The organism is Stenotrophomonas sp. 109824_Sma, assembly GCF_056480025.1.
Map to the genome: position 1 here is coordinate 2,932,523 of NZ_CM151078.1, position 25,064 is coordinate 2,957,586.

At 64.5% G+C, this 25,064-nt stretch carries 27 protein-coding genes; 8 read left to right on the plus strand and 19 right to left on the minus strand.

Annotated features, from left to right (window positions below; all coding sequences use genetic code 11):
• Nucleotides 1-35: 35 nt before the first annotated feature.
• Both ACZK1G_RS13925 and ppsR read right to left on the minus strand, forming a co-directional pair.
• Nucleotides 36-545 (minus strand): DUF1249 domain-containing protein, encoded by a 510-nt coding sequence (locus tag ACZK1G_RS13925; RefSeq protein ID WP_032956108.1) that lies wholly within the window; start codon nucleotides 543-545, stop codon nucleotides 36-38.
• A 148-nt stretch (nucleotides 546-693) separates the two neighbouring features.
• Nucleotides 694-1,515: a posphoenolpyruvate synthetase regulatory kinase/phosphorylase PpsR gene (gene ppsR, locus ACZK1G_RS13930; protein WP_014037622.1), complete on the minus strand. Its 822-nt coding sequence runs from the start codon at nucleotides 1,513-1,515 to the stop codon at nucleotides 694-696.
• A 144-nt stretch (nucleotides 1,516-1,659) separates the two neighbouring features.
• On the opposite strand from ppsR, the gene ppsA reads away from it, so the two are divergent.
• Nucleotides 1,660-4,038 carry a phosphoenolpyruvate synthase gene (gene ppsA, locus ACZK1G_RS13935; RefSeq protein WP_049444262.1) on the plus strand — a complete coding sequence of 793 codons (2,379 nt, stop codon included), beginning with the start codon at nucleotides 1,660-1,662 and terminating at the stop codon, nucleotides 4,036-4,038.
• 144 nt (nucleotides 4,039-4,182) lie between these two features.
• A complete protein-coding gene (locus ACZK1G_RS13940) occupies nucleotides 4,183-5,076 on the plus strand; it encodes a mechanosensitive ion channel family protein (RefSeq protein WP_014037624.1) in 894 nt (297 codons plus the stop codon).
• A gap of 87 nt (nucleotides 5,077-5,163) precedes the next feature.
• Here ACZK1G_RS13940 and ACZK1G_RS13945 read toward each other — a convergent pair whose 3' ends face one another.
• The 5 genes from ACZK1G_RS13945 to ACZK1G_RS13965 form a co-directional block, all read right to left on the minus strand.
• Nucleotides 5,164-6,279, minus strand: coding sequence for an alkene reductase (locus tag ACZK1G_RS13945; protein ID WP_049444265.1), 1,116 nt, complete (start codon nucleotides 6,277-6,279; stop codon nucleotides 5,164-5,166).
• A 209-nt stretch (nucleotides 6,280-6,488) separates the two neighbouring features.
• Entirely contained in the window at nucleotides 6,489-7,361 is an 873-nt protein-coding gene (locus ACZK1G_RS13950) for an EcsC family protein (RefSeq protein ID WP_049444267.1), read from the minus strand.
• A gap of 161 nt (nucleotides 7,362-7,522) precedes the next feature.
• Complete coding sequence (orn, locus tag ACZK1G_RS13955) at nucleotides 7,523-8,095, minus strand: oligoribonuclease (RefSeq protein WP_049444269.1); 573 nt, start codon at nucleotides 8,093-8,095, stop codon at nucleotides 7,523-7,525.
• Between the two features lie 74 nt (nucleotides 8,096-8,169).
• Nucleotides 8,170-8,694 (minus strand): tRNA adenosine(34) deaminase TadA, encoded by a 525-nt coding sequence (tadA, locus tag ACZK1G_RS13960; protein WP_101765709.1) that lies wholly within the window; start codon nucleotides 8,692-8,694, stop codon nucleotides 8,170-8,172.
• A 75-nt stretch (nucleotides 8,695-8,769) separates the two neighbouring features.
• Nucleotides 8,770-9,129: a winged helix-turn-helix transcriptional regulator gene (locus ACZK1G_RS13965; RefSeq protein ID WP_014037629.1), complete on the minus strand. Its 360-nt coding sequence runs from the start codon at nucleotides 9,127-9,129 to the stop codon at nucleotides 8,770-8,772.
• A 78-nt stretch (nucleotides 9,130-9,207) separates the two neighbouring features.
• On the opposite strand from ACZK1G_RS13965, the gene ACZK1G_RS13970 reads away from it, so the two are divergent.
• The 3 genes from ACZK1G_RS13970 (at nucleotide 9,208) to ACZK1G_RS13980 (ending at nucleotide 10,745) form a co-directional block, all read left to right on the plus strand.
• Nucleotides 9,208-9,975: an NAD(P)H-dependent oxidoreductase gene (locus ACZK1G_RS13970; protein ID WP_101765710.1), complete on the plus strand. Its 768-nt coding sequence runs from the start codon at nucleotides 9,208-9,210 to the stop codon at nucleotides 9,973-9,975.
• Nucleotides 9,976-10,043: 68 nt separating this feature from the next.
• Entirely contained in the window at nucleotides 10,044-10,481 is a 438-nt protein-coding gene (locus tag ACZK1G_RS13975) for an acetyltransferase (protein WP_101766419.1), read from the plus strand.
• Nucleotides 10,482-10,538: 57 nt separating this feature from the next.
• Complete coding sequence (locus ACZK1G_RS13980; protein WP_101765711.1) at nucleotides 10,539-10,745, plus strand: hypothetical protein; 207 nt, start codon at nucleotides 10,539-10,541, stop codon at nucleotides 10,743-10,745.
• A gap of 12 nt (nucleotides 10,746-10,757) precedes the next feature.
• Here ACZK1G_RS13980 and ACZK1G_RS13985 read toward each other — a convergent pair whose 3' ends face one another.
• Nucleotides 10,758-11,264 (minus strand): GNAT family N-acetyltransferase, encoded by a 507-nt coding sequence (locus ACZK1G_RS13985; RefSeq protein WP_101766420.1) that lies wholly within the window; start codon nucleotides 11,262-11,264, stop codon nucleotides 10,758-10,760.
• 261 nt (nucleotides 11,265-11,525) lie between these two features.
• Between ACZK1G_RS13985 and ACZK1G_RS13990 the strand changes: the two genes are divergently transcribed.
• The 3 genes from ACZK1G_RS13990 to ACZK1G_RS14000 are packed head-to-tail and all read left to right on the plus strand — an operon-like array spanning nucleotide 11,526 to nucleotide 14,201.
• Nucleotides 11,526-12,182, plus strand: coding sequence for a hypothetical protein (locus tag ACZK1G_RS13990; RefSeq protein WP_233490785.1), 657 nt, complete (start codon nucleotides 11,526-11,528; stop codon nucleotides 12,180-12,182).
• Between the two features lie 43 nt (nucleotides 12,183-12,225).
• The gene (locus ACZK1G_RS13995) at nucleotides 12,226-12,879 is read left to right on the plus strand and encodes a hypothetical protein (protein WP_049444281.1); all 654 of its coding nucleotides are present in this window, start codon (nucleotides 12,226-12,228) and stop codon (nucleotides 12,877-12,879) included.
• A complete protein-coding gene (locus tag ACZK1G_RS14000) occupies nucleotides 12,876-14,201 on the plus strand; it encodes an XVIPCD domain-containing protein (RefSeq protein ID WP_101765713.1) in 1,326 nt (441 codons plus the stop codon). The genes ACZK1G_RS13995 and ACZK1G_RS14000 overlap by 4 nt, the downstream gene beginning before the upstream one ends.
• 54 nt (nucleotides 14,202-14,255) lie before the next feature.
• On the opposite strand, the gene ACZK1G_RS14005 is transcribed toward ACZK1G_RS14000, so the two are convergent.
• The 11 genes from ACZK1G_RS14005 to ACZK1G_RS14055 all read right to left on the minus strand — a co-directional run bounded on the left by ACZK1G_RS14005 (nucleotide 14,256) and on the right by ACZK1G_RS14055 (nucleotide 25,061).
• Nucleotides 14,256-15,524 carry a hypothetical protein gene (locus ACZK1G_RS14005; RefSeq protein WP_424143698.1) on the minus strand — a complete coding sequence of 423 codons (1,269 nt, stop codon included), beginning with the start codon at nucleotides 15,522-15,524 and terminating at the stop codon, nucleotides 14,256-14,258.
• 98 nt (nucleotides 15,525-15,622) lie between these two features.
• Complete coding sequence (locus ACZK1G_RS14010) at nucleotides 15,623-16,630, minus strand: XVIPCD domain-containing protein (RefSeq protein WP_101765715.1); 1,008 nt, start codon at nucleotides 16,628-16,630, stop codon at nucleotides 15,623-15,625.
• Between the two features lie 57 nt (nucleotides 16,631-16,687).
• Complete coding sequence (locus tag ACZK1G_RS14015; RefSeq protein ID WP_101765716.1) at nucleotides 16,688-17,224, minus strand: hypothetical protein; 537 nt, start codon at nucleotides 17,222-17,224, stop codon at nucleotides 16,688-16,690.
• 360 nt (nucleotides 17,225-17,584) lie between these two features.
• Nucleotides 17,585-17,908: a DUF4189 domain-containing protein gene (locus tag ACZK1G_RS14020; protein ID WP_101765717.1), complete on the minus strand. Its 324-nt coding sequence runs from the start codon at nucleotides 17,906-17,908 to the stop codon at nucleotides 17,585-17,587.
• Nucleotides 17,909-18,126: 218 nt separating this feature from the next.
• On the minus strand, nucleotides 18,127-18,669 hold the full coding sequence (locus ACZK1G_RS14025) for a DUF4189 domain-containing protein (RefSeq protein ID WP_101765718.1): 543 nt from the start codon (nucleotides 18,667-18,669) through the stop codon (nucleotides 18,127-18,129).
• Nucleotides 18,670-18,708: 39 nt separating this feature from the next.
• Nucleotides 18,709-19,857: a TrbL/VirB6 family protein gene (locus tag ACZK1G_RS14030; RefSeq protein WP_101765719.1), complete on the minus strand. Its 1,149-nt coding sequence runs from the start codon at nucleotides 19,855-19,857 to the stop codon at nucleotides 18,709-18,711.
• Nucleotides 19,858-19,918: 61 nt separating this feature from the next.
• Nucleotides 19,919-20,770, minus strand: a complete 852-nt coding sequence (locus tag ACZK1G_RS14035; RefSeq protein ID WP_101765720.1) for a hypothetical protein — start codon at nucleotides 20,768-20,770, stop codon at nucleotides 19,919-19,921.
• On the minus strand, nucleotides 20,767-23,214 hold the full coding sequence (locus ACZK1G_RS14040; RefSeq protein ID WP_101765721.1) for a VirB4 family type IV secretion/conjugal transfer ATPase: 2,448 nt from the start codon (nucleotides 23,212-23,214) through the stop codon (nucleotides 20,767-20,769). Before ACZK1G_RS14040 ends, ACZK1G_RS14035 begins: the two co-directional genes overlap by 4 nt.
• Before the next feature lie 81 nt (nucleotides 23,215-23,295).
• Nucleotides 23,296-23,604: a VirB3 family type IV secretion system protein gene (locus tag ACZK1G_RS14045; RefSeq protein WP_080347493.1), complete on the minus strand. Its 309-nt coding sequence runs from the start codon at nucleotides 23,602-23,604 to the stop codon at nucleotides 23,296-23,298.
• Nucleotides 23,597-24,004 (minus strand): TrbC/VirB2 family protein, encoded by a 408-nt coding sequence (locus ACZK1G_RS14050; RefSeq protein ID WP_049444299.1) that lies wholly within the window; start codon nucleotides 24,002-24,004, stop codon nucleotides 23,597-23,599. The genes ACZK1G_RS14045 and ACZK1G_RS14050 overlap by 8 nt, the downstream gene beginning before the upstream one ends.
• A 73-nt stretch (nucleotides 24,005-24,077) precedes the next feature.
• Nucleotides 24,078-25,061 carry a lytic transglycosylase domain-containing protein gene (locus ACZK1G_RS14055; protein ID WP_101765722.1) on the minus strand — a complete coding sequence of 328 codons (984 nt, stop codon included), beginning with the start codon at nucleotides 25,059-25,061 and terminating at the stop codon, nucleotides 24,078-24,080.
• Between the last annotated feature and the right edge of the window lie 3 nt (nucleotides 25,062-25,064).

Here is a 25,064-nt window from a genome sequence, read left to right on the forward strand (position 1 = left end):
CATCCAGCGGCAGGTCAGCCGTGGATTATGGCCGATCAGCGCACCAGCGACAGGCGGCGCTCGGCGGGCGTGCCGGCGCCGTCGGGATCGCGGCGCAGGGTGGCGACACCGTGGCCACGCTCGGCCAGGTATTCCAGCCACTTGCCGAGGAAGGTGTTCATCCGCATGCGGTGGCTGATCAGCTCCGCCGGCGGCGGGTACAGGCCCATGGTGTCCTGCCAGCGACGACCGACGTAGCAGTGGGTGGTCTCGGCCTGGCGCGCGTCACGGTAAAGGCGCACATATGCCGAGGGATCCGGCTCACCGGTGACCGGGTCGGCCAGGTCGTAGGTCAGGCGCAGTTCCACCGTGTAGCGGTGGCACTCGATCACGTCCAGGCGGACATCCAGGCCGTCGCCGATCGAGGAAATGTAGCTGCCCGCCACCAGTCCGGCCGGTTCGAACAGGCGCACCAGGTGGCGGTAGTTTTCCGCGTACAGGCCCATGAGCCAGCTGAGCCGGCTCAGGCGGGGAATGCGTTCGGTGCGGGGCGAGGCTTGGGCCATGGGTCGATCCTACACGTTGGTGCTTCAACGTGGGGGCGCACACGTGCAAGCCAACCCCTGGGTAGTGCCGGCCGCTGGCCGGCAGCCCTGCATCGCAGCCGAGGGTTCATCGGCCAGCCGGCCAGCGGCCGGCTCTACTAGGTGAGGATCAATACAGCTCGCGCTGCAGACCCAGCGTGGCCAGCACCTTGCTGGAAATCTCCTCGATCGAGGTATGCGTGGTGCTCAGGGTCGGGATCCGCTCCATGCGGAACATGGTCTCGGCCGCGGCCACCTCGCGCTTGCAGGTGTCCAGGTTGGCGTAGCGCGAGTTCGGGCGACGCTCCTGGCGGATCTGCTGCAGACGATCCGGGTCGATGGTCAGGCCGAACAGCTTGCGCCGGTAGGCACGCAGCCGCGGCGGCAGGCGGTCACTTTCCAGGTCTTCGTCGGTCAGCGGGTAGTTGGCCGCGCGCACCCCGTAATGCAGGGCCAGGTAGATGCAGGTGGGCGTCTTGCCGGCGCGCGACACCGCCACCAGGATCACGTCGGCATCGTCGTAGTTCACCGCGATCCCATCGTCATGGGTCAGGGCGAAGTTCATCGCGTTGATGCGGCGGTGGTAGGTGTCGAAATCGACCATGCCGTGGGCCTGGCCGACCCGCGCCAGGCGCGGACTGGCCAGTTCACGCTCCAGCGGCTCGATGAACGGCGCGAACACATCCAGCATCAGCGCCCCGCTGTCGGCCAGGATCAGGCTCAGGCTCTGGTCCACGCAGGAGTTCACCACGATCGGCCGGACCTGGTACCGCTCCCCCGCCGCCTGGATCCGGGCACAGGCTTCACGCGCTTTTTCGGGGTCGTCGACAAACGACATGCGGTCGGTAATGAAGCTGAACCCGGAGAACTGGGTAAGCAGGCTATGCCCAATGGTTTCAGCGGTGATACCGGTTCCATCGGAAACGTAGAACACCGGACGGATGGTCGACATGCGCGCTTTTACCCCCTACGAAGCTTAAAAAGGCCGCCAGCACAAGCTTGTGCCGACGGTGCTCTGCCCGGCATCATATCGGCTTCTTCCTACGGACGCGGCCACTCAGCCCGCCTCGGGCGATGGCCAAACGGAGCATCGCGCTTGAACGAGAACATCCTGTGGTTGCACGAACTGCGTCTGGCCGATCTGGCCCGCGTAGGCGGCAAGAATTCGTCGCTGGGCGAGATGATCGGCAACCTCGCCGGTCTGGGCGTTTCGGTGCCGGGCGGTTATGCCACCACCGCTGAAGCCTTCAAGGACTTCATCGCGCACAACGATCTGTCCAAGCGCATCTTCGACAAGCTGGCCACGCTGGACGTCGAGGACGTCAACGCACTGACCGCCGCCGGCAAGGAAATCCGCACCTGGGTGATCGATGCGCCACTGCAGCCGCAGCTGGACCAGGACATCCGCACCGCCTACGCCAAGCTGAGCGCCGACAACGGCGGCGGCGACGTGGCCGTGGCCGTGCGTTCCTCGGCCACCGCCGAGGATCTGCCGGATGCGTCGTTCGCCGGCCAGCAGGAAACCTTCCTCAACGTCACCGGCGCCGACGATGTCGTGCACAAGGTCAAGGAAGTGTTCGCCTCGCTGTACAACGACCGCGCCATCGCCTACCGCGTGCACCACGGCTTCAAGCATGAGGACGTGTTCCTGTCCGCCGGCGTGCAGCTGATGGTGCGTTCGGGCGTCGGTTCCTCCGGCGTGCTGTTCACCCTGGACACCGAGTCCGGCTTCCGCGACGTGGTGTTCGTCACCTCGTCCTTCGGCCTGGGCGAAATGGTTGTGCAGGGCGCGGTCAACCCGGACGAGTACTACGTCTACAAGCCCACCCTGCAGGCCGGCAAGCCGGCGATCCTGCGCCGTTCGCTCGGCAGCAAGGCGATCCGCATGGTGTACTCGGATGTCCCGGGTGAGCGCGTCAGGATCGAGGACACCCCGGTCGAACTGCGCAACACCTTCTCGATCAGCGACGAGGACGTGCAGGAACTGTCCAAGCAGGCGCTGGTCATCGAAAAGCACTACGGCCGCCCGATGGACATCGAGTGGGCCAAGGACGGTGTCAGCGGCAAGCTGTTCATCGTGCAGGCCCGCCCGGAAACGGTGAAGTCGCGCAGCCATGCCACCCAGATCGAGCGCTTCGCGCTGACCGAAAAGGGCGGCAACGTGCTGGCCGAAGGTCGTGCCGTCGGTGCCAAGATCGGCTCGGGCGTGGCCCGCGTGGTGAAGACGCTGGATGACATGAACCGCGTGCAGCCGGGCGACGTGCTGATTGCCGACATGACCGACCCGGACTGGGAGCCGGTGATGAAGCGCGCTTCGGCCATCGTCACCAACCGTGGCGGCCGTACCTGCCACGCCGCGATCATCGCGCGCGAGCTGGGCGTGCCGGCCGTGGTCGGTTCGGGCAACGCCACCAAGGTGATCGAAGATGGCCAGCTGGTCACCGTCAGCTGCGCTGAAGGCGATACCGGCTTCATCTACGAAGGCAAGCTCGGCTTCGAGCGCACCACCACCGATCTGGGCAACATGCCGCCGGCACCGCTGAAGATCATGATGAACGTGGCCAACCCGGAACGTGCCTTCGACTTCGGCCAGCTGCCGAACGCCGGCATCGGCCTGGCCCGCCTGGAAATGATCATCGCCAGCCACATCGGCATCCACCCGAACGCGCTGCTGGAATACGACCGCCAGGACGCAGCGACGAAGAAGAAGATCGACGAGAAGATCGCCGGCTATGGTGATCCGGTCAGCTTCTACGTGGATCGCCTGGCCGAAGGCATCGCCACCCTCACCGCCTCGGTCGCCCCGAACGCCGTGATCGTGCGCCTGTCGGACTTCAAGTCCAACGAGTACGCCAACCTGATCGGCGGCAGCAACTACGAGCCGCACGAAGAGAACCCAATGATCGGCTTCCGCGGCGCCAGCCGTTACGTCGACCCGAGCTTCTCGGCCGCCTTCGCGCTGGAGTGCAAGGCCGTGCTGCGCGTGCGCAACGAAATGGGCCTTGACAACCTGTGGGTCATGATTCCGTTCGTGCGCACCCTGGAAGAAGGCCGCAAGGTCATCGAGGTGCTGGAACAGAACGGCCTGAAGCAGGGCGAGAACGGCCTGAAGATCATCATGATGTGCGAAGTGCCGTCCAACGCACTGCTCGCCGATGAGTTCCTGGAAATCTTCGACGGCTTCTCGATCGGCTCCAACGACCTGACCCAGCTCAGCCTGGGCCTGGACCGTGACTCGTCGATCGTCGCGCACCTGTTCGACGAACGTAACCCGGCAGTGAAGAAGCTGCTGTCGATGGCGATCAAGTCGGCACGTGCCAAGGGCAAGTACGTTGGCATCTGCGGCCAGGGCCCGTCCGATCATCCGGATCTGGCCGAATGGCTGATGCAGGAAGGCATCGAGTCGGTGTCGCTGAACCCGGACACCGTGGTCGATACCTGGCTGCGCCTGGCCAAGCTGAAGGCCAACGGCTGATGCCATGATGGGCTGACGTCGTGTTCATCGGCGTCCGCCCATACTGCTGCTGCACGCAAGCCCCGCCTCTGCGGGGCTTCGTGTTTCTGGCGTCCACGTACGCCCTGCCCCGCGCAGACTTCCCCCGCAGCAAAGGATTTCCGCATGATCGTCGCCGCCGCACCCGCTCCCGCCGCTACCCCCTGGTTCCATTCGCTCGACTGGGAGCGCCTGCTGGAAACCTACGGCGTACCGTTGCTGGCCGCGATCGTGGTGCTGCTGGTCGGCATGTGGGTGGCGCGACGCCTGTCCAACGCGATGCCACGCGCCACCGCGCGCATGGGCGTGGATCCGATGCTGGGCAATTTCCTGCGCAACGTGGTGTACGCCGCGTCGCTGGTGATCGTGGTGGTGCTGGCAATCGGCACGCTGGGTGTGCAGATCACCCCGCTGCTGGCCGTGCTCGGCACCGCCGGCCTGGCGGTGGGCCTGGCGCTGAAGGATTCGCTGTCCAACATCGCCTCGGGCGTGATGCTGGTGACGCTGCGTCCTTTCCGCGTGGGTGATGTGGTGACAGTGGCCGGACAGACCGGCACGGTGCGCGAAGTGCGCATCTTCCAGACCGTCATCACCGGTGCCGACAACCAGCACACCACCATCCCGAACACGTTGATCACCGCCGCGCCGATCATCAACCTGACCGCCGAGCCGACCCGCCGCGTCGAACTGGTGGTGGGCATCGGCTATGAAGACAACATCCAGCTGGCGCGCGACACCGCGCTGGCGCTGATGAAGGCCGACCCGCGCGTGCTGCAGACACCGGCACCGGATGTGGTGGTGTATGAGCTGGGCGCACATGCAATCAACCTGGGCATCCGCTGCTACGTGAAGTCGGCCGACTGGTTCGGCACCAAGGTCACACTGCTGGAGCAGCTCAAGCTGGGCTTCGACAAGGCCGGCATCAACATCCCGTATCCGCAGCAGGACATGCACCTGTACCTGCATGGCAAGGATGGCGGCGTGGTCGAGGCCGATGCGCTGGTGCGCGACAAGCCCTGATCCGACACAGAAATGCCGGCCAGCGGCCGGCACTACCCTGCCCCGCGCGCCCCGGTAGTGCCGGCCGCTGGCCGGCAGCCTCCGGGATCAGGCGGCGACGCTTTCTTCCAGCGTTGGGTAATCGGTGAAGCCGATCGCGCCTCCGCCGAAGAACGTCGCCCGATCCGGCGGGTTCAATTCCGCACCCAGACGCAGGCGCTCCGGCAGGTCCGGGTTGGCGATGAACGGGCGACCGAAGCCGATCAGGTCAGCCCAGCCTTCAGCCAGTGCCTGTTCCGCACGCTCGGCGGTGTACTTGCCGGCGTAGATCAGGGTGCCCGGGTAGACCATGCGCAGCGCCTGCTTGAAGGCCACCGGCATCAGCGGTGCATCGTCCCAGTCGGCTTCGGCGATGTGCAGGTAGCCCACGCCCAGCGCACCCAGCAGGTGCGCCGCGGCCAGGTAGGTAGCCTGCGGCGTATCGTCCACCGCGCCCTGCAGCGTCGTCAGCGGCGCCAGGCGCACGCCCACACGGTCACCGCCCGCCACCGCGGTCACCGCCTGCACGACCTCGCGCAGGAAACGCAGCCGGTTCTGCAGCGAGCCGCCATAGCCGTCGCTGCGCTGATTGGCCTGCGAGTCGATGAACTGGTTGATCAGGTAGCCATTGGCCCCGTGCAGCTCGACGCCATCGAAGCCGGCGGCCAGGGCATTGCGGGCGGCCTGGGCATAGTCGGCGATGATGCCCGGAATCTCGTCCTCGGCCAGCGCGCGCGGCATCGAGTGCTGGATCATCTCGCCCACGCCCGCTTCCGGGCCAGCGCCGGCAGGGTCGACAAACACCTTCACGCCTTCGGCCAGCAGCGCCGACGACGACACCGGCGCGGCACCACCGGGCTGCAGGGCCACGTGCGAGACCCGGCCCACATGCCACAGCTGGGCATAGATGCGGCCGCCAGCGGCGTGCACCGCATCGGTCACCCGGCGCCAGCCCTGCACCTGTTCCGGGCTGTGGATGCCCGGGGTCCAGGCATAACCCTGGCCCTCCGGGCTGATCTGGGTGCCTTCACTGACGATCAGGCCAGCGCTGGCCCGCTGCGCGTAATAGGCAGCCATCTCGGCAGTGGCAACATTGCCGCCTGCCGCGCGCGAGCGGGTCATCGGCGGCATCACGATGCGGTTGGGCAGGGTCAAGGCGCCCAGGCGGTGGGGTGTGAACATCATGGCGGCAATCTCTTGCGGGGGGGAGTGCCGCAAAGGATGGGGATGCCGGCTGCCACGCAACAGGCATGCGCTGGCAAAACAATTGTTCCCCCGAGGCAAGGATGGCAAGCCCAGGGGTCAGTGCCCCTTCCTGCGGAACGGGATCCGACCCCGCGCGCAACCGGGGTCGGATCCCTTTGCAACGCAAAGGGCTCTGACCCCGAAGCCGGCTACAGCGTCGGCTCAATCTTGACCGCGCCGTGTGCCACGCGGTCATAGCAGCTGCGCACCACATCTTCCCCGTACTTGAGCTCCAGCCGACGCACGATGAAGTGGCCGCGCGCCATGTCCTGGTAGTAATCGGTGAACATGGTATTCAGTGTTGCACCCGCGGCCGCACCGACGATCGGCACTGCCTGCGCGGCGAATTTCTCGGTAACCACCACGCCGAAGCGCGCCGCTACCTTTTCCACCATCTTCGCCAGCAGCTTGCCGGCTTCCTTCGGCGCCACGCCCAGGGTCAGGTCGCGGCCGGTCACCACGCGCCCGGCCAGTTCGGCCGACAGATGGCGCATCACGTCGGTGGTGAAGCCGCGGGCCAGGTAGTAGCCGGTCTCGCTGGCATCATCGCGCGGCGAGTTGCCGCCCAGCGCGAACACCTCCAGGCAGGCCTGGCGGGTGCTGAATTCGGACAGGTCGAAACCCTCGCTGCGGGCCACGTCCGCCACCGCGCGCATCATGATGGTGGTCGACACCGGCAGCTCGATGAACAAGGCCGCGAAGCCGAAGGCCCCGCCCACCGCGCCCGAGGTCGCGGCGGCCACCTTGTGCCAGCGGGTCGACGCCCCCTTGCCGGGCGTGTTGTCCATGCTCCACAGCGCCGCCTGCGCCGACTTGGACAGCGCCGCCTGCACCGCCCCGTGGATGCGGCCGGAGACCGCCTTGGGCAGCGCCTTCACCGCGAACTCCAGCGGCGTGCCGACCAGGTTGGCCATGCGCGCGGTCAGGGTCGGGGCTTCCAGCAGGGTCACCGCCCGCTGCAGGTCAGACCAGTCGCGGGCGTCGTGGGCAATGTCGCGGGGAAGCAGGATGGGCTCGTTCATGGCGCTGATCTTAGCGCCGGATGGTTGAACGGTTCGTCGCGGGGGCCAGGGCCCTTTCCGCTGGAAAGGGGTCCGACCCCGTGGGATTGCCGGCCAGCGGCCGGCACTACCAGTTCGCATGCCACCCGGTAGTAGCGCCGGGCCATGCCCGGCGTCGTTGTTCAGGCAGCCGGCAGGCCCGACAGCGCGCCCATGAACTGGCGGTAGTGGCGCAGCTCGGCGATCGAATCGTGCACGTCGCTCAGCGCGGTGTGATTGCTGTTCTTGCCGACGCCAGCGGCCACGTTCGGCGCCCAGCGCTTGGCCAGTTCCTTCACCGTGGACACGTCCAGGTTACGGTAGTGGAAGTACTTCTCCAGGCGCGGCATCTGGCGGTGCAGGAAGCGGCGGTCCTGGCAGATGGAGTTGCCGCACATCGGCGACAGGCCGGCCGGAATCCACTGCGCCAGGAAGTTCACTGTCTGTGCCTCGGCCTGGCCGAGGGTGGTGGTGCTGTCCACCACGCGCTGCCACAGGCCTGAACGGCGATGCTGGTTGCGGTTCCACTCATCCATCGCTTCCAGGGTTTCAAGCGGGTGGTGGATGGCGAACTCCGGACCTTCGGCCAATACGTTCAGCTGGGCATCGGTGACCACGGTGGCGATCTCGATGATCGAATCGTTGTCGGTATCCAGCCCGGTCATTTCCAGGTCGATCCAGATCAGTCGTTCGTTGGCCGCGCCGTTGTCCGCCATGTGTCGCCTCGTTGCTGGGCAGGCGCGCGGCCTACCGGTGAAGGAAAGAGGCGCCCATCATACCCGTTCGCCCCTCAGGCCTCGCCGGCATGGTCTTCCAGCAGCAGCGGCGGCTTGCCACGCTTGGCACGGAAATAGTTGGTCAGGCGCATGCTGGCCTCCTTGGCCAGCACCCCGCCGTGGATCTCGACGCGGTGGTTGTGGCGGGTATCGCCGAGCAGGTCGAACACGCTGCCGCAGGCCCCGGTCTTGGGGTCGCTGGCGCCGTAGACCAGGCGCGAGACGCGTGCATGCACGATCGCCATCGCGCACATCGCACAGGGCTCCAGGGTCACGTACAGGGTGCTGCCAAGCAACCGGTGGTTGGCCAGCAACCTGCCACCGGCGCGCATGGCTACGATCTCGGCATGCGCACTGGGGTCGTGCGAGGCGATGTTGAGGTTCCAGCCCTCGCCCAGCAGCTGGCCATCGGCGCTCACCAGTACCGCACCGACCGGGATCTCGTCGAACTCGCGCTGCGCGCGTTCGGCCAGCGCCAGCGCATGGCGCATCCAGTGTTCATCGGCGTCGTGCACCGGTACACCCAGGGCATCGGTCATGGCGGTTCTCGCGTGTCTACAGGGCCAGGATGGCCGCCGGGGCCGCATTGTACGCCCGGGGCCGTGCAGGCGCCGCTAACGCGCGTCGAAGCGCTCGCGGGCGGCGTCCAGCGCCGGGAAATTGTGCTCTGCCCAACGGTCCAGCGCGGTCAGGGTGTCTACCAGGCTGCGCGCAACCTCGGTCAACCGGTATTCGACATGCAGCGGCTTGCTCCCCAGATCGCAGCGCTCCACCAGGCCGTTGCGCTCCAGCTGCCGCAGGGTCTGCGTCAGCACCTTCTGCGAGATGCCTTCGATCTTCCGCAGCAGTGCGCCGTTGCGTTGCGGGCCCTGCGCCAACGCTGGCAACAGCAGCATCACCCACTTGCCGGAGATCAGCGCCAGCGCATCGCGTGCCGAGCAATCGGCGGCATAGACATCGCCCGGATAGGCCATGGTTACCTCAAGGTGCGTAATTGCCGGGGCACTCCGGCATCGCGAGGATGGTCGCACACTCCACCAACACCTCGCCCCATGCGCGCCCTGATCCTGCTTGCCCATCCCGAACCCCGCTCGTTCAACGCCCATCTGGCCGCGCAGGCCGCCGAGCAGCTGCGGCGTGACGGTGTGCAGGTGGAGGCAATCGATCTGTATGCGGAAGGCTTCGATCCATTGGAAGCCGCATACCACCATCCTCAGCGCCTGCAGCGCGAACGCTTCGATGCCCAGCGCGAACAACGCCACAGCGCCGAGCATGATCTTCTGCCCACCGGCGTGCGCCGCCACCTGCAGCTGCTGCAGGCCACCGATCTGCTGATCCTGCAGTTCCCACTGTGGTGGTTCGCGGCACCGGCCGTCCTCAAGGGTTGGCTGGACCGCGTACTGGTCTACGGGCCGATGTACAACAGTCGCCAGCGCCACGAGCACGGCGTGATGCGCGGCAAGCGCGCGTTGCTGAGCGTCACCACCGGCTCATCGGCACGGGCCTGCGCCGTCGACGGCCGCGAGGGTGATACCCGGTTGTTGCTGTGGCCGTTGATGTACAGCCTGCGCTACGTCGGCTTCGACGTGATGGAACCGCATGTAGTGCACGGCGTGCGTTCCGGGCTGGCACCGGAGCGCGTGCAGGCGCACGACGAGGCGCTCACCATGGCTGCACGCAACTACCGGCAACGACTTGCTCAGTGGACGCAGTGGCCGATCGTGCCTTTCAATGACAGCGAGGACTTCGAGGACGGCGTGGTGCTGCGCGCGGAGGCCACAGCCTACAGCCCCTTCATCCGCCATCGCCACACCGGATGAATCCGCTTCTGCAGGCGCGGCCGGAAAACTTCATACTGCGCATTCCTGTCAAGCACCTTGGTGAACCCATGACCACCCTGCGCTCCTCGCGCGCCGACGACGGCACCGCCATCGTCGACCTCTGGCGTCGCGCCGTCGACGCCACCCACGATTTCCTCAGCGCCGAAGACCGCCAGGCCATCGATGCCGAAGTGGCTGCTTTCCTGCCACAGGCGCCGATGACCGTTGCCGTCGATGCGCAGGATCGGCCCGTAGGCTTCATGCTGATCGACGGCACACACATGGAAGCGCTGTTCATCGATCCCGACGTGCGCGGCACTGGTACCGGCCGGCAGCTGCTGCAGCATGCGCTGGCCCTGCATCCGCAGCTGAGTACCGACGTCAACGAACAAAACGCGCAGGCCGTTGGCTTCTACCTGCGCATGGGCTTCGTCGAAACCGGCCGCTCACCGCTCGATTCGCAGGGCCGTCCGTATCCACTGATCCATCTCCGGTACAACGCCTGACATCCATCGGCAGCCGCCACGTGCTAGCGTGGCTGCTTTCGGAGAGGAGTGCCGTGCATGGACGGTGGCAGAGCCCTGATGACCCTGTTCGCGCTGGGAATCAGCCTGGTATGGATCCTGGTGCCGTTCGCGATCTTCGCGGTGCGCAATCTGCTGCGCGAGCTGTTGGCCGAGCAGCGTCGCACCAATGAACTGCTTGAACACATCGGCGGCTACCGCATTCCCAAGCCGCAACCCGAGCCCACCGTCTGGCGTGCGCCCTGACCTCCCGCGCTCTCAGGCGGTGGCTTCAAAGGCCGTGGAGTAGCTCACTTCGCCCTGAGCCATCGGCGGACGCAGGCACAGCGCCTGGAAGTACTCCGGCGGAACACCCGGCAGCACCAGGCCCGGCTCCACGCGGAATCCGAACCGCCCGTAGTACGCCGGCTCCCCCAGCAATACACAGCCGTGCGCGCCCTGCCCACGCAATGCGTCGAGCGCCGCGCGCATCAGCGCCGCGCCGATGCCCTGCCCTTGCCACCCGGGCAGCACCGAGATGGGCCCCAGGCCAAACCAGCCGGTGCTGCCATCGCTGATCGTCACCGGCGACAGGGCGATGTGGCCGACCACCTGCCCTTGGCGCTCGGCGACCAGCGAAATGCTCAGCTCTCCGCGTGCACGCAGCGCGTCGACGATGAACTGCTCGGTGTGGCTGCTGTGCGGGGCTTCGCGGAAGGCCGCCTCGGTGAGTGCGTGAATGACCGCATGGTCTTCGCGGGTTTCGGGGCGGATCGTGCAGTTCAAGAAGAGCGCCTCTGGTGAAGTGATGGACATGTGAATGATCGATTTCCGTCACGGATTCAGCTACGAACCTGCGTCCGGCAGCAGAGCCAACGCGACGATGGGATGCCCTGTGCGGCAAGCGATCTGCCGGCGCGGCGCGCCCTGGGCGCGTCAAAAATCCGTCTCGAGGGGTGGCACAGGGCTCCCAGCACGTTCCATAATCGAGAAACCTGCCACCCAGGAAGGATATATGGACATGGACGCACGATGCAGGATCGGGCCATGGGTGTAGCACACCGCGCACACAGGGGACGGCCATTGCTGGCATTGCTCACCCTCCTCCCGTTGGCGGCGTGCTCGCCGTACGCCGATGCCGAGCGTGACGTCGACGCGGGTGGACGCGGCCTGGCCAAGCTCAACCCGGCGCCGAAGCAGGCCTATGAGCTGGTGCTGACGTTGAAGGACGCGCCGGGCCCGTTCGCGATTGTTGAGGGCGTGGCCCAGTATGACGCCAGCAACTACGCAGATTGTGGGCGGATCTTACCCGCGACAGGCACTGCGGGCCGCATCACCAGCCAAGAGCCCGTCACGCTGCGCAAGATCGGCGAGAACGAATATCGCGGCAAGTTCTACCTCGACCGTATGCAGGACGAGGACTACTACGGGCGTGGCGTCTGCCATTGGTCGCTGACGGGTGTCGGTGCAATGTTGCGCGCCACGAATGACAAGGCGGATACGCGATTCCTGACGTTCGTCGACAACAAACGCATGGAGAACGACTCCCCTCTGACGCTTTATTACCCGAACCTTATCTATCCGCGCGCCGACAATGTCGCCAACTTTGGCGCCAGTGGCGAGGAAGATCCGTCGGGGTACAGCGAAGATTTGCGCGACGCGCTGTTCTCAACCACCACCACTGTGCAGAAGCTCGCGCCATGAACTGCCAGTGTCACATTTACCTCTACCACCAAGGAGGCCGACATTGCGCCACAAGATGATTCCGTGCCTTGCTCTGCTTCTGTTGACCGCCTGCCACCCGGAGACCGCCATGAACCAGGAACGTGCCGCTGCTGAAGCCGATGTCGCCCAGGGTGGGCGCGGGCTCGCAAAGCTCAACCCCAGCCCGCGCAAGGCCTATGAACTGGTGCTGCGCCTGAAGGATGCCCCGGGCGACTTCGCGGTGGTCGAAGGTGTTGCGCAGTACGACGTCACCAACGAAGACCAGTGCGGCCACATCGAGCCGGCCACCGGCACGGCTGCTCGCATCACCAGCCAGGAGCCAGTGGAGCTGCGCAAGGTCGCTGATGGCGAATACCGGGGCACGTTGTATGTGGACCGCATGCTGGATGAAGACTACTACGGTCGTGGCGTGTGCAAGTGGGAGTTCACCGGTGCCGGGGCAATGCTGAAGGCAACGGGCGCTGAGGAAGAGACCCGCTTCCTGACCTTCGTCAAAGCCGATCCACTGACCGAAGGCAAGACCCACACGCTTTACTATCCAGACGCGGCCTATCCGCGGGCACCGCTTGCTGCCAACTACCCAGCCACCGGTAAGGCAGATCCGGCTGACTACGTTGCTGAACTGCAGGGCAAGTTGTTCACGATGAGTCTCAGCGCGAGCGAGGTCACCCCATGACCATCAGCACGCAGGATTATGCCGCGCTTTCCGACGATGCCTACAAGGATCGCGCTGTCGGTCGGAGGCGTCCAGGGGAAGAAGAGCTCGTCACGATCAATGGGCATGACTACAAGATTCTCGATCACGTCAATAACCGGCTCAATGGTTACCAAGGCACGGTTTATCAGCGAGCCGACACCAACGAGATCGTGGTCGCTCATCGCGGCACCGAGCAGATGGCTCGTGATGCCATCCTGACCGACGGCGGCATGGTCGTCGCCCGCACCAACGTGCAGGCCCCCGATGCCATCGCTTTGACCAAGAGCGCGCTGGACTACGCGAAGCAGGAAGCTGCATTTGGAGGCCGTGCACCCGAAGTCACCGTCACCGGCCACTCTCTCGGCGGCGCCCTGGCCCAGATCACCTCGCACCACTTCAACGTCAAGGGCGAGACCTTCAACGCCTATGGCGCGGTCAGCCTCAGCTACCGCATCCCGGAAGGCGGCAACACCATGATCAACCACGTCATGGCCTCCGATCCGGTCAGCTCGGCCTCGCCGCACTTCGGCCAGGTGCGCATCTATGCCAAGCCGGATGAGATCAAGACACTCGCCGCAAACGGCTTCAGCAATCACCCGATGCGCGCCCTCATCCCGGACAGCCCGCTCGTCGCGGCGGGAAGCTCGTTCGGCGCGCACAAGCTGGGCAACTTCCTCGGCGACGGCTCAGTGCTGAAACATCCGGAAACGCAGAAGCTGGCAAAAGACAACGCCAAGATGATCGAGGAGTACCGCGACGATGTCGAATCACTGCGTCGTGGTGTCACCCGCGCGGCACGCGGCATTCCGGGCGGCGCCGTCGATCTGTACGACCATATCCGCGGCCCGCTGCAGCCCGGTGAGCCGGCACGCCGCGAAGCAGAGAAGAACGGCCATCACACCAGCATGCTGCGCATGGACGATGCCAACCATCTTGGCAATCCCTTGTTCAACGATGCGATCCGCGGCGTGCACGCGCAGGACGTGCGCGTCGGACGCGTGCCGGACGTAATGAGCACGCAGCTGGCAGGCAGCCTGGCTGCCGAAATGCACGCGGCAGGCGGTAAGCGCATCGACGACGTGGTGATGAATGCCGATGCCTCGCGCAGCTTCGCCGTGCAGGGCCAGGGCGGTGATCCCGCCCACCTGCGCGTGTCGGTGGATACGGCGGTAGCAATGAACACACCGCTGGAACAGAGCAGCCAGCGCATCGACCAGCAGGCCGCAGGCCAGCGCCTTGAACTGGAGCGCGACCAACAGCTGGAGCAGCAGCAGAATCAGACCCGCAGCCTGCAGGCCTGACGGACAGCACGGGAGCCGGTCATTCCGGCTCCCGCTTCAGCTCGACACCGCGCCTCAGGGGCTGGAGGCTGCGATCGCTCCAGACCCATTGGCGGTCACGAACAGATCCGGCCCGGAATCCGGGAATCCACCACAGGCGCGATCGCCTGGTGCCACCGGATCGCAGGGCCATTGCGCACGCGCCACCTTCTCTCGCAGCTCGAAGCGATCACCGGTCCAGACCACGAACGCGATGTGCTCGCGGTTCCAGTCGCTGTAGGCACGCGGACTGCCCTTCTGCGCCGACTCGGGGTACTGCACGAACCAGCGCATGGCCGGACCGTACTGCAACTTGCTGTGGTCCAGGCTGATCCGGCCCTCGCGCGACAGCTGGCGCGCACGTTCAGCCTCCGTCACCTGGGGCATGGCCGGCATGGCATCGGCGGTCACATCCCTCGGCGCGGCGTCCCCACGCACCTGGTACACGCGCTGGGCCATATAGGCCTCGCGGCAGTCACCCGCTGGCACACGTACCGGCTCCGCGCCGTACTCATCGGGGTTGGCGACCCGGTCGCTGCAGGTGAACGGCGCTGACACCAGATAGAACGTGCTGTCGGCGTCGCGCCCTTCCAGCGAACGCACCCAGATGTCACCCATCCGCACGATGAAGTCCGGGCGCTGGCCGTAGCCCGGCACGGCCTTGAACCAGGCCTTCTGCTGTACCTCTCGCTCGCGCCAGCTGCGCGGCAGGTGGATGTCCTGCTGGGGCAGCGCGACCAGCATCGCAGCCAGATGCGCCGGCATCGTGCCCTGGCAGGCGCCGATCAGCAGGTCGCCCTGGGTCGCCAGGCGCCCGGCCAGATCCACCGGGCAGCGGGCACCAAGCGCACGCTCGGTCGCCTGCTCGGGCGGCAACGGCACGATGGCCAATGCAGGCGGTGCCGGCGCTACCGCCGGGACCGTTGGTTCGACGACGGCAGGCGATGCAGCCACAGGCGCCGCCGCTGCGGGCGGAACGGGCGCAGGCGCCGGTTCCGCAGTCGGCGCCGGTTGCGCGTCCACCACAGGTGTCGCAGGAGGTGTCACGGCAACCGGTACTTCGGGAGCCGGTGCCACGACCACAGCTTCGGCCGCCATGGGTGCTGCAACGGGCGCCGCCCCTGCAGGCGCGTCAACGGTTGCCTCTGCAGCGAGGGGCGTCTCCACGGCGGGTGCCGCCGCCTCCTGAGCCTGTGCCGACGCTGCGGCAAGTCCAAGTGACAGCAGCCAGAGCGGCGGCAGGCGGCGCATGGATGCATTGCAGCGGGCAGCGGCGTGCCGGGCATTCGAGGGAACGATTCGCATGTGGTGTCCTTACAAGTGGGTTTCCATGTCGGCGCCACGGGGGCGCCACGCGTCGTACGTAGATCGCCAGCGGGCACCCCGCCCGCCGGCGTCAGGTGTTACAGGGATCGCGAACGCTGCTCGTGCTCGCGGGCAAGCGCAGCCGCCGGGTCCTGCTGCGCAACGCTGGCGGCCAACTGCTGGCTGCTCTGCGCCAGCGGCTGCTGCGCCGCCTGTTCGCGATCGACCGATGCGCGCAACATGGCCGGATCGCCCAGCGCGCCCTGCACCGCAAACAGCGTGCGGCCATCATTGCCGGCCAGGAGGTGATCGATGCGCAACATCCCGGCCTTCTGCGCGCTCAGCGCCAGTGCGCCGGCGGCATTGTCAAGCTCCTGCCCACTGCGCAATCCGCTCTGCGGTCCCATCTGCTGCAGGTGCTGGCGCGCCCCCTGGAACAGGCCGTGTCCCGGCTCGCCCGGCTGCGACATGTCGCGCACGGTGGCCTGCTGGGCCGGCGCCCCGACTTCGCCCCGCTCCAGCCGCGCCATCACATCAGGCGTCAGCTTCTGCTGCCACACATCGAATCTCTGCTGGCGGGCCTCGATACCGTTCAGGCCGCCGTTGATCGCACGCGTCGCTTCGCGCACATCCTCGCGCGCCGCCTCGGGTACCCGCGTCTGCCACTGCCAGACCGCAATACGGCCTGCGTGCTCGGGCTGCGCAGCCAGTTCCGGCTGATTCACCAGGTCCAGATCCAGCGCCTTGCCGGCACGCTCGTAATTCTCCTTGCCGACCAGCGGCAGATAGCCACGTCCGTGATACTTCAGTGCGTCACCGGGCGCGTCATTGCCCATGCGCCCGCCATACATCAGTTCGGCCAGGTTCTCCGGCCGCCCACGCAGCGCCTCCTGGCGGGCGCTCTCAAGCGCGCCATTGCCATTGCGCCACGCCGCTTCCACCGGGATCTGCGAGATACCCCGGGTGAAGTTGAAACTTTCATTGAGCCGGCTCAGGCCACGGGACTCGTGCCCGGCCTGCGCCATGAAGTTGGCCAGTTCCCGGGACGAGGTCATGCCGGCCTCCGTGGCCTGCCGCAACAGCTGCGACTCTCTATCCTGCGACACGGTGCAACTCCTGAATCTTCATCAGCGCGGATTCCCTTCCGCCGGTTGGAGCTTTGCTCATGGAAGCGACACCTCGGCGACACTGGACGGGTCGAAGTCCTCGAACCGCACCCTGCCCAGCTCCGCCACCGAGTAATCACGGACATTGGTCGCTTCGGTCTCGATATCCACGACCTTGCATCTCACCCCGTCCACCCAGCAGGCCTTGTCCGCGGGCGCATAGCGGAACCGGTAGGTGCTGCTCCAGCGCTCGCGGCTACCGCCGTTGGTGATCACGCTGAAGGTGCCTTCCTCGACCATTGCATACGCAAAAGGATCGCCGGCCAGGCCACCTCGGGTGGAACACGGCACCAGCTTGTCGTTGCGCGCAGCCAGCTGCCAGCGCCCGCGCCCGTCACCGCGCAGCAACAGCAGCACCCGGTTGGGTCCGTGCTGGCCAGGCACCAGCCCTTCCGGCGTCGGCTGATCGATGACCAGCAGCTGATACTCGATGCCATCGCCGTTGAGCTCGCCCCTGACGGCTTCCAGCAGGTTCGCACCGGACGGAACAAATGCCAGGGCATCGTCCATGTGTGCGCCAGCCCTGTCTTCCATCCCCTCCCACTCCTTCAATATCGTCTCGCCGATGCTCGCGTCGTAGGCAGGCATAGTGGCGTTGCCCAGTCGCGCCAGTCACCCTGCAGATGCGGATGATAGCTCCGGGAGCACCGTGGCAGCGACGGTGACAAGCGTCACCCATTGAGCGGGGGGACAGGGTCCTCATGGACGGGAAAGCTCCTGCAATCGGTAGCGCCGAAGCGTCATTTTTCTGACGCCAAGAGAGCTTAGCGCGAGGAGGTCGCTTGCGTCGAAGATCGAAAGCTTGAAATGGCGCTACCAGTCACAAAATTCGGGGCTGCGTCCACGAAGCAAGACGGTCGAAGGCGGCGCAACGCCCCCAAATCGCCCGTAGTCTCACGTGCAGTTGTTGAGTAGCAGAGAACAGGCTTTCGCATCGGCATCGATACATTCTCCCACTGCCTTTTCCTCCGCCTCGGGCAGTGTCCCGGCCACTGCAGAATAGGTCTGCTCAACGTCACTGCCACTACTGCGGGCACGGACCACTGCGGCGCACTGGCCAAGCGTGACAGCAGCCACCACTTTGCAGTCACCTGCTCCGCACTGACTGACCGCGGTGTCACGTGCATCACGCTCGTTCAACCCCAAATGGATCGCGGAGCCCTTCGGCGCACTGCCAGCGGCGATCGCGCTCCAAGAGTGGGCGATATTGGCCACCATGCGACTGTTCTTTTCTTTACGGTGCGGCGTCTGGCTGAGGCCACTCGTGCAATCAGGCGCGCAGCCTGTCTGGCGACTGCCGATGCAGGACCGCTGCCATGCTCGGGAGATTCGTGCTCGGCTGACCGCTTGGGGCACTCAGGCAACGCATTGACTCGACCGGCGCGCGCGTCTCCTGGTATGCCATTGCTCTGATATTCCTTGCCGCACGCCCTTGGTCAAAATTCATCAAACAATGGCTTGGTACAGTTCGAATAGAACACTTCACATCGTCCTGCGCGATCATTGCGGCACATTGCTTCCGACGCGGCATGCGCCAACTCGGGGGTAGCCCCTGTCCCAAGTCCCGCACGCCCGGCACCGGATCGCCCACTTGGAATGACCCAGGAAATACACTGATTGAAATAGCTCATGCTGACTGTGCAGTCTCGGGCACCTGAAGCCCCACACTTTGAAACTGCTTCGCGCTCAGCCTCATTCTTGGATCGCAACCCTGTTGAAACCCCGGCATCCTGAGTGCTCTTCGACTCCGCAATTGCCCCCCAGGTCTTGGTCCATTTGCCAGTCGGAGTTGCGAGACGGATCTCAGAGGGGGCAGCGCTTCCAGCGGCACCTCCCGGAATCGGCGCACATCCGCGCGCGCCCTGACCGCCAATAGGGTAATACCCGGGCGGGCAGTTTCCTTCTGCCCACGCACGATCAACACCACCCAACAGCAACAGACACGAGGCAAGCAGCACCCAATGTGCAATCAACTTCATAGCGAGCGTCCCTCCACCGTCTCCAGCCAAGCGAACAAACTAGGCAATTCCTGAATTGGCGTTCCCTCTGAGGCCAGAAGATGGATGCTGAGGCTCATGCCCACCTTGCAATCTTGGCATTACCGCCTGTCCCCCGCCCAACTGAGATCCCGCAGCTGAGGAAGGTGCCTCTGGCTTGTAACTCTGACCACCTCCCGTCGAACCCGGCGGCTGACCATTCGGGCCCGGCGATGCCGGTACTGCGCTGCCGCCTATCTGCGAATATGCCATGAAGCTGCCCAATGTTCCCTGGAAGAACATCGCCGCCATTGGGGGCGCAGTCAGAATCAGCGTGGTCAGGATCAGGCCCATGCCGCCTTGCTGCAGCGCCATGCTCGACATACCTTCGCTGAAATTCTCACCCATCAGCGTACCCGTCAACGTGCTTCCCCAAAAGGCGAACGCAACCTTGGACACCATTTTCATCGCAATGCCGGTCATGGCTGCCAGAACCGCCATGGAGAACATCGTGCCTATGCCGTAGAGCAGCCACTTCTGGAACAGCTGCTTGGTCTGGTCAAACAGCAAGCACAGGATGAACAGTGGCCCCAGGCCGATGAACAACGCCAGCGCGACCTCGTACAGCAGAAGCATTGAGCCAGCCGTGACTGCCGGACCACCCGTGCCCATACCAATGAACCACATGGCACGGGTCTTCGCGTTGTCCAGCGTCACGTCACTCATCACGTCCAGCGCGTCAACGCTGGATAGCGCCAGCTGCATGTACCCCAGGTTCTCATCGATCAGATCCTCCGGTGAGTCCTTCTTCCCGGTCACGACGTAAGTGATCTCGTTCTTCACGTCATTGATGAGAAAGCCATGCATCTCGCGACCGAACATACCCATGGTCGTGGCAACCGACACGATCAGCGCAGCCTTGGCCATGTTGGTCACGAGCACCATCATCGAATCGCGGCTGCGACCGGTGGCGATCCGGAAACCCTGAATCAGCACCCAGAGCGTCATGAGAGTCAGTGCAATGCCACCGACCCACGCCATCATGCGTCCAAGCAGCTTGACGCCGTACTCCGCGATTTCCTTATGCAGGTAATCGAGGATAAGCCGGAAGAACACAAAGTCCCCAATTGAGGATGACGCGTGCAGATTCTGCAGCATGTGCAGGGGGCCTTGCCCCAAGATGCCATCCATCAGCCCAAGATCCATAACTTCACCTAGAATGTGATTGCAGCTCGACCGGAGCAGCGTCTAATCAGTTGGAGAGCGCTGCCTTCAGTGCCGCGGCCTTCACTACGGTACCGAGAGGTGACTGGCCGGTACCCTTCAATGCGCGCTGCGCAAGAATCTGCTGCATCTTGGTCAGCGCCTGAATCTGCTTGTCATACCCTTCAGTCTTCTTTTCCCAGGTCGCAAAATCTGCCTGCATATAGGCATCAGAAACGACTGCATTCGCGGAGGCCTCTGCCATCGCACCCTCGCCGCTCCACAGATCACGGATATCCTTGATCCTGTCCAGCACCCTGCGCATGTCGGGCATCGTCTTCTGCACAACTTCCACGGTCTCGTTGTACTTCTGATTCTCCATGACCTGGATTGCAGCGCAGATGTTGCGCTGCTGGGCCACGATGTCCCCACCCGGGCTCAAGTCCAACGCAGTGAGGATACCGCTCAGGCTCATGATATTGCCGGCGCCGCAGCGCTCGGCGACATTCCACTCAAGCGGAACCGGCTCCAGCTTCACGCCTTGAGGCATCAGTGGCGAGGCGATGATCTGATTGAACTTCGCCAGCTTCTGCGCCCAGTTCTGAGTTGTTTCCAGAAACCGTTGCGCCTGGGTACTGTACTCGAGCAAGGCTTCCCCCTGAGCGGCAAGCGTATGGACCTCAGTCAGCGTGCTGTTGAAGGTATTCAAGCCAACCTCAACCACCGGGATGGTGTATCCCTTCACGGGGAAGCTGAGCAATGCGGCGACGGAAATCGCCATGGCGGTGGAACGGAGCCGGGAGACTGCACTCGGCGTCTTGGCAGTACGGGCAGTGGTTTCCATGTTCTTCTCCATCGAATTCAAAGGGCTTGCTGCGTTCACGTCTGTTGCGACAGTCATGCTGCAACCTCCTTGCTGTTGGATGCGGGCTTTCCGGAGCCCTTGCGGTTCTTGTAGAAATCTTCCAGCCACTGTTCCGGCGTCAGCTCATCCACCGTCACACGTGCACGCACGGCGGCGGTCTGCAGGACACGATGCATGATGTCGATGTTGTCGGTCGACGCCGAGATCACCGACAGGATGTCGTCCATGCCGCGCAGGTTGAGCTGGCAGACACTGGACGCATGACCCTGCTTGACCAGGAAGCAACGCGAGCGCTCGTCCAAGGCGGTAACCACATTGAACTCGGCCTCGGTCAGCTTCAGGCCATCCATGTAGTCGCTCTTGCTGGCGTTCGGGTTCGGCAGCAGGATCAGCGTGGCGGTCTGTTCGATCAGGGCGGCGGAGATATCGCTCTTCAGCGCATCCTCCGGGCTCTGCGTAGCGAAGATGCCCAGACCATTCTGCTTACGGATGGTCTTCTGCTTGTTCTTAGCGAACTCCTTCAGGCCACCTTCGCCGTCCAGGATCTTCCAGAATTCGTCCATCACGTAGATCAGCGGACGGCCGTCGATCAGCGACTCCAGGCGGTGCAGCAGGTAGTTGATGACCGGCACGCGGACTTCTGGGTTGTCGATGATGTCGGTGTAGTCGAAACCGATGATGTTGGCCTTGCTCAGGTCAACGGTATCGATCGGATTATCGAATACCCAGCCCAGCGAATTGCCCGAGGTCCAGCGGCGCATGCGCGCGTAGAGGCCATCGTCACCCATGTTGGGCAGGCTCTTCTGGAAGTTGGTCATGCTGCGCAGGTGCATCGGCGTATCGAGCATGCTTTCCACCGCGCGATAGATGTCTTCTTCCTCGCGGGCGCTGTACTCACGCTTGCCGGCCAAGACCTTGATCAGGTCGGCCAAGAACTGCACGTTGGCTTCGTTGTTCTCGCACTGGAACGGGTTGAAGCCGGTCGGCGCGCCGTTCTCCAGGGCCAGGTAGTTGCCTCCGCAGGCACGCACGAAGATCTCCGCGCCGCGATCCTTGTCGAAGAAGAAGATGGTCGGCGACGGCTCGTACTTCTGCACCTGGCTGAGCAGGAAGTTGATCAGCGCGGTCTTACCGGTACCGGACTTGCCGATCACCATGGTGTTGGCGATCGCCTTCTCGCCCAGCGAGTTTTCCGACGGATGGGTCGCGTGGAAATTGAAGTAGTACGGCTGGCCGTTGGTGGTCTGCAACGTGGTGACGCAGTCGCCCCACGGATTGTTGTGCTGCTTGCCGGTGGCGAAGTTGTGCAGCGGCGACAGGCCCAGGAAGTTCAGCGAACTGACATTGGCCAGGCGAGTGCGGTAGCGCCAGTTACCCGGCAGCTGCGAATAGAAGGACGAGGTAACCGCCAGGTCTTCCTTGGTCGACACAAAACCGGCGTTGGACAGCTCGGCACGGGTCGAGGCGACGTTCTGCGAAAGCTTGGCCTGCGTGTCGCCGTAGACCGCCATGATGAAGTGGTATTCACCCAGCACGAAGTTGCCCGACGACAGCTGATCCATGGCCTGGTCCAGCTCGACGATCTGGCTGACCGCCTTGTCGCCGGAGGAGATCATCATGCCCTTGGTGCGGTCGAGCACCTTCAGCGCATCCTGACGCCCCATCGGGCTGAACGAATGGGTGATGACGTACTCGTAATCCAGGTACTTCAGGCCGTTGAGGATGCCCGGGTAGGTCCCCTCGGCATACTCCTTGATGTTCAGGATGGCGCCAAAATGGTTGGCGCCATTGGGGGTGTTGATCGCAAAATCGCCGGTCTTGGCCGAGAACATGTGGCGGCTGACAGGCAGGTAATCCTTGATCGGCGCCGACAGCACCGGCACCGGCTCATCGATGCGATTGATCAGGTAGCCGAACAGCTCCAGCGTTTCCGAGAACACCACACCGTTCTTGGCTTCGTACATGCCCAGGCGATACGGCGCGTAGTCGCGGATCACGGCCTCGACGTTGCCGGCCAGTTCCATCAGCTTCTCGACCGCCTGTTCCTGCTCGGCGCGCAGCTTGTCTACGTTCGCCGACTTTTCGACAAAGCGCTTACCGGCCACCACCGGGCGGTAGATCATGGTCAGGTACAGCTCGTTCTGCATGATGCGCTGCGAGGACAACATGCCCATGTACTGGTCGGACACGTCCTGGTTGAAGCGCTGCTTGTAGCTGCTCTTGCCCTTCAGCGTGCGGCGGCGACGGATGTCGTGCACCCAGAAAGCGACGTTGACGAAGTCCGGTGCGCGCAGGGTCTGCAGCAGGCGGTTGAACGTGTTGTGGCGATGCTCGAGCTCCCACTCCTCACGGCCGACGAACGGCAGTCCTTCCAGATGCCAGGTCATCAGGTAGTCGCCGCCCGTGGTCTTGACCACGTTCGGAGCGACATGCGACGACAACGGGATGAACTCACTGATGGAGGTGTCAGGGCTGAACATACGACTGCTTCCAAAGAGGTACTGCCAAGGAGTTTCAAGAGACCTGGCGGGCGAGAACGCCCGCCAGGCCGGATCCGGACCTCAATCCATTCGGGCCGGCTTGTTGCGGTAGTGATTGGGGTTGAACACCCACATGCCATCGTGTTCCGGCACGTTGCGCACCTTCAGCTTGAACATCAGGCGCAGGCCCAGCAACCGGAAGATCATTTCGTCACGCTTGGCCATGTGCCGCATGATGAAGATCGCCACCGGAATGGTGAGCAGGAACCAGAAGTTCGTGTACACGCTGAGGAGCAACAGCCCGCCCGCCACCATGAAAAATGGCAGGTAGGGCACGCCCAGGAACATCGCTGGACGCGTGCAACCGCGGAACAGGACGTTCTTATGCACTGTAGTACTGGATCGCGTTGTTGATCAGGTAGTACGTCGTGCTGCCGCCGGTGCACTTGCCGTCGCTGCCCTCGCCCAGCAGCATGCGCGCGATCTGGCCAGCGGCACCGATCAGCACGCCACCGATCAGGATCGGCGCGACGTCACCGATGCGCTTGTGCGCGAAGGCGATCTGGTAGCCGGCGAAGATCACCGCGATGGTCACCACGGCGATCGAGGCCATGTTCAGCAGGCCGTTGATGTTGGAGAAGAAACCGCAGACCTTCTTGTCGGTGCCGCCGAAGTCGGTGCCGGTGGCGAACACCTGCGGGGCGAACAGTGCGCCAACGAAGATCGTGGCCATCAGCAGGGTCTTCAGCGTGCGCTGGGCCTGGACGAGGTCGAGATTGGATCGCTTCATGGATTGATTTCCTTGTTGATGGACTAACACAACTGAATCGACCAGCCGGGGGACTGGCCGCACCACGACTTCGTCAGAACACGAAGGCCGCATCCCCTGCGGGAATCTGCTGCGCCGGCGCAGCCTGCACCGGTGCGTTGAATGAATTGTCGCCACCGGCGACAGGCTGGTTGCGCTCGCTCCAGGGCCGCAGCATCACGGGCCCCTCATTGCCGGCGCCGGCAGCGCCTGGCAACTGCTGCGGCATGGCCATCGCCTGCGCAGCACCCTGCTGAGGCAGTTGCTGCGGCATGCCACTGGCCTGTTGCTGCGGATAGGCGGCCCCTTGGGTGGGCTGCGCCTGCGGCTGCATCATCCGGTCCACCGAACCCAGCACTACCTTGGACAGTGCCTGGTCGGCGATGTTCAGCAGGCTGCCCCGCGCCATCGCACCGGTGGAGGGATACACGACATACGCGCGTGCCGGGTCTTCCGACGGCACGTACACCGGACCATTGGACTGCGCAACGATGCGGGCCTGCGCCGGAGATGCCAACTGCGGATGATGCTCGACCTTCATGCTGCGGCGTTCACCGCGACTCACCACGTCGATCGGCGCAACACCATTGCTGGCAAGCTGCTGCCCGCGGCGCATCGAGTCATAGACTTTCTGCACGTAGCCGTGACGGAAGCCGGTCTCGAAATTACCCGAGTAGTAGCAGCTGAACGACTTGCCCCAGTCACCGCCGGAGCGCTTGTAGCACTCGGCGAGAATGCGCGAACCCGCCTGCAGGTTCGGGCACTGCTGGAAGGCCTTCTCGTAGGAATCCAGGCCGTACTTGCCGAGGTTGTAGCGATTGACCTGGGCCAGCCCGATGGAGAAGTTGTAGCCCTTCTCTTCCAGCATGCGCACCGTCGCCAGCGCTTCATCCAAGGCCTTGGGCTGGCGCACCAGTGCGCCGCCGACCACGCCGATGGCGTAGGGATTGCGCGACGATTCGACGTTGATGACGTGCTGCATCACATCCATCGAGACGGCCATCTCCGGGCACGCCATCATTTCCAGTCCTGGCAGCATCCT

What these genes read in the sequence shown, in the direction of transcription:
- ACZK1G_RS14015 (WP_101765716.1), bottom strand. Translation starts at nt 17,224, where the DNA reads ATGGAAGACAGGGCTGGCGCACACATGGACGATGCCCTGGCATTTGTT.
- ACZK1G_RS13925 (WP_032956108.1), bottom strand. Translation starts at nt 545, where the DNA reads ATGGCCCAAGCCTCGCCCCGCACCGAACGCATTCCCCGCCTGAGCCGG.
- tadA (WP_101765709.1), bottom strand. Translation starts at nt 8,694, where the DNA reads ATGACCGATGCCCTGGGTGTACCGGTGCACGACGCCGATGAACACTGG.
- ACZK1G_RS14035 (WP_101765720.1), bottom strand. Translation starts at nt 20,770, where the DNA reads ATGACTGTCGCAACAGACGTGAACGCAGCAAGCCCTTTGAATTCGATG.
- orn (WP_049444269.1), bottom strand. Translation starts at nt 8,095, where the DNA reads ATGGCGGACAACGGCGCGGCCAACGAACGACTGATCTGGATCGACCTG.
- ACZK1G_RS14000 (WP_101765713.1), top strand. Translation starts at nt 12,876, where the DNA reads ATGACCATCAGCACGCAGGATTATGCCGCGCTTTCCGACGATGCCTAC.
- ACZK1G_RS14005 (WP_424143698.1), bottom strand. Translation starts at nt 15,524, where the DNA reads ATGCGAATCGTTCCCTCGAATGCCCGGCACGCCGCTGCCCGCTGCAAT.
- ACZK1G_RS14055 (WP_101765722.1), bottom strand. Translation starts at nt 25,061, where the DNA reads ATGCTGCCAGGACTGGAAATGATGGCGTGCCCGGAGATGGCCGTCTCG.
- ACZK1G_RS14030 (WP_101765719.1), bottom strand. Translation starts at nt 19,857, where the DNA reads ATGGATGGCATCTTGGGGCAAGGCCCCCTGCACATGCTGCAGAATCTG.
- ACZK1G_RS13970 (WP_101765710.1), top strand. Translation starts at nt 9,208, where the DNA reads ATGCGCGCCCTGATCCTGCTTGCCCATCCCGAACCCCGCTCGTTCAAC.
- ACZK1G_RS14050 (WP_049444299.1), bottom strand. Translation starts at nt 24,004, where the DNA reads ATGAAGCGATCCAATCTCGACCTCGTCCAGGCCCAGCGCACGCTGAAG.
- ACZK1G_RS13975 (WP_101766419.1), top strand. Translation starts at nt 10,044, where the DNA reads ATGACCACCCTGCGCTCCTCGCGCGCCGACGACGGCACCGCCATCGTC.
- ACZK1G_RS13965 (WP_014037629.1), bottom strand. Translation starts at nt 9,129, where the DNA reads ATGGCCTATCCGGGCGATGTCTATGCCGCCGATTGCTCGGCACGCGAT.
- ACZK1G_RS14040 (WP_101765721.1), bottom strand. Translation starts at nt 23,214, where the DNA reads ATGTTCAGCCCTGACACCTCCATCAGTGAGTTCATCCCGTTGTCGTCG.
- ACZK1G_RS13940 (WP_014037624.1), top strand. Translation starts at nt 4,183, where the DNA reads ATGATCGTCGCCGCCGCACCCGCTCCCGCCGCTACCCCCTGGTTCCAT.
- ACZK1G_RS14020 (WP_101765717.1), bottom strand. Translation starts at nt 17,908, where the DNA reads ATGGTGGCCAATATCGCCCACTCTTGGAGCGCGATCGCCGCTGGCAGT.
- ACZK1G_RS13990 (WP_233490785.1), top strand. Translation starts at nt 11,526, where the DNA reads ATGGGTGTAGCACACCGCGCACACAGGGGACGGCCATTGCTGGCATTG.
- ACZK1G_RS13945 (WP_049444265.1), bottom strand. Translation starts at nt 6,279, where the DNA reads ATGATGTTCACACCCCACCGCCTGGGCGCCTTGACCCTGCCCAACCGC.
- ppsR (WP_014037622.1), bottom strand. Translation starts at nt 1,515, where the DNA reads ATGTCGACCATCCGTCCGGTGTTCTACGTTTCCGATGGAACCGGTATC.
- ACZK1G_RS14025 (WP_101765718.1), bottom strand. Translation starts at nt 18,669, where the DNA reads ATGAAGTTGATTGCACATTGGGTGCTGCTTGCCTCGTGTCTGTTGCTG.
- ACZK1G_RS13950 (WP_049444267.1), bottom strand. Translation starts at nt 7,361, where the DNA reads ATGAACGAGCCCATCCTGCTTCCCCGCGACATTGCCCACGACGCCCGC.
- ACZK1G_RS13980 (WP_101765711.1), top strand. Translation starts at nt 10,539, where the DNA reads ATGGACGGTGGCAGAGCCCTGATGACCCTGTTCGCGCTGGGAATCAGC.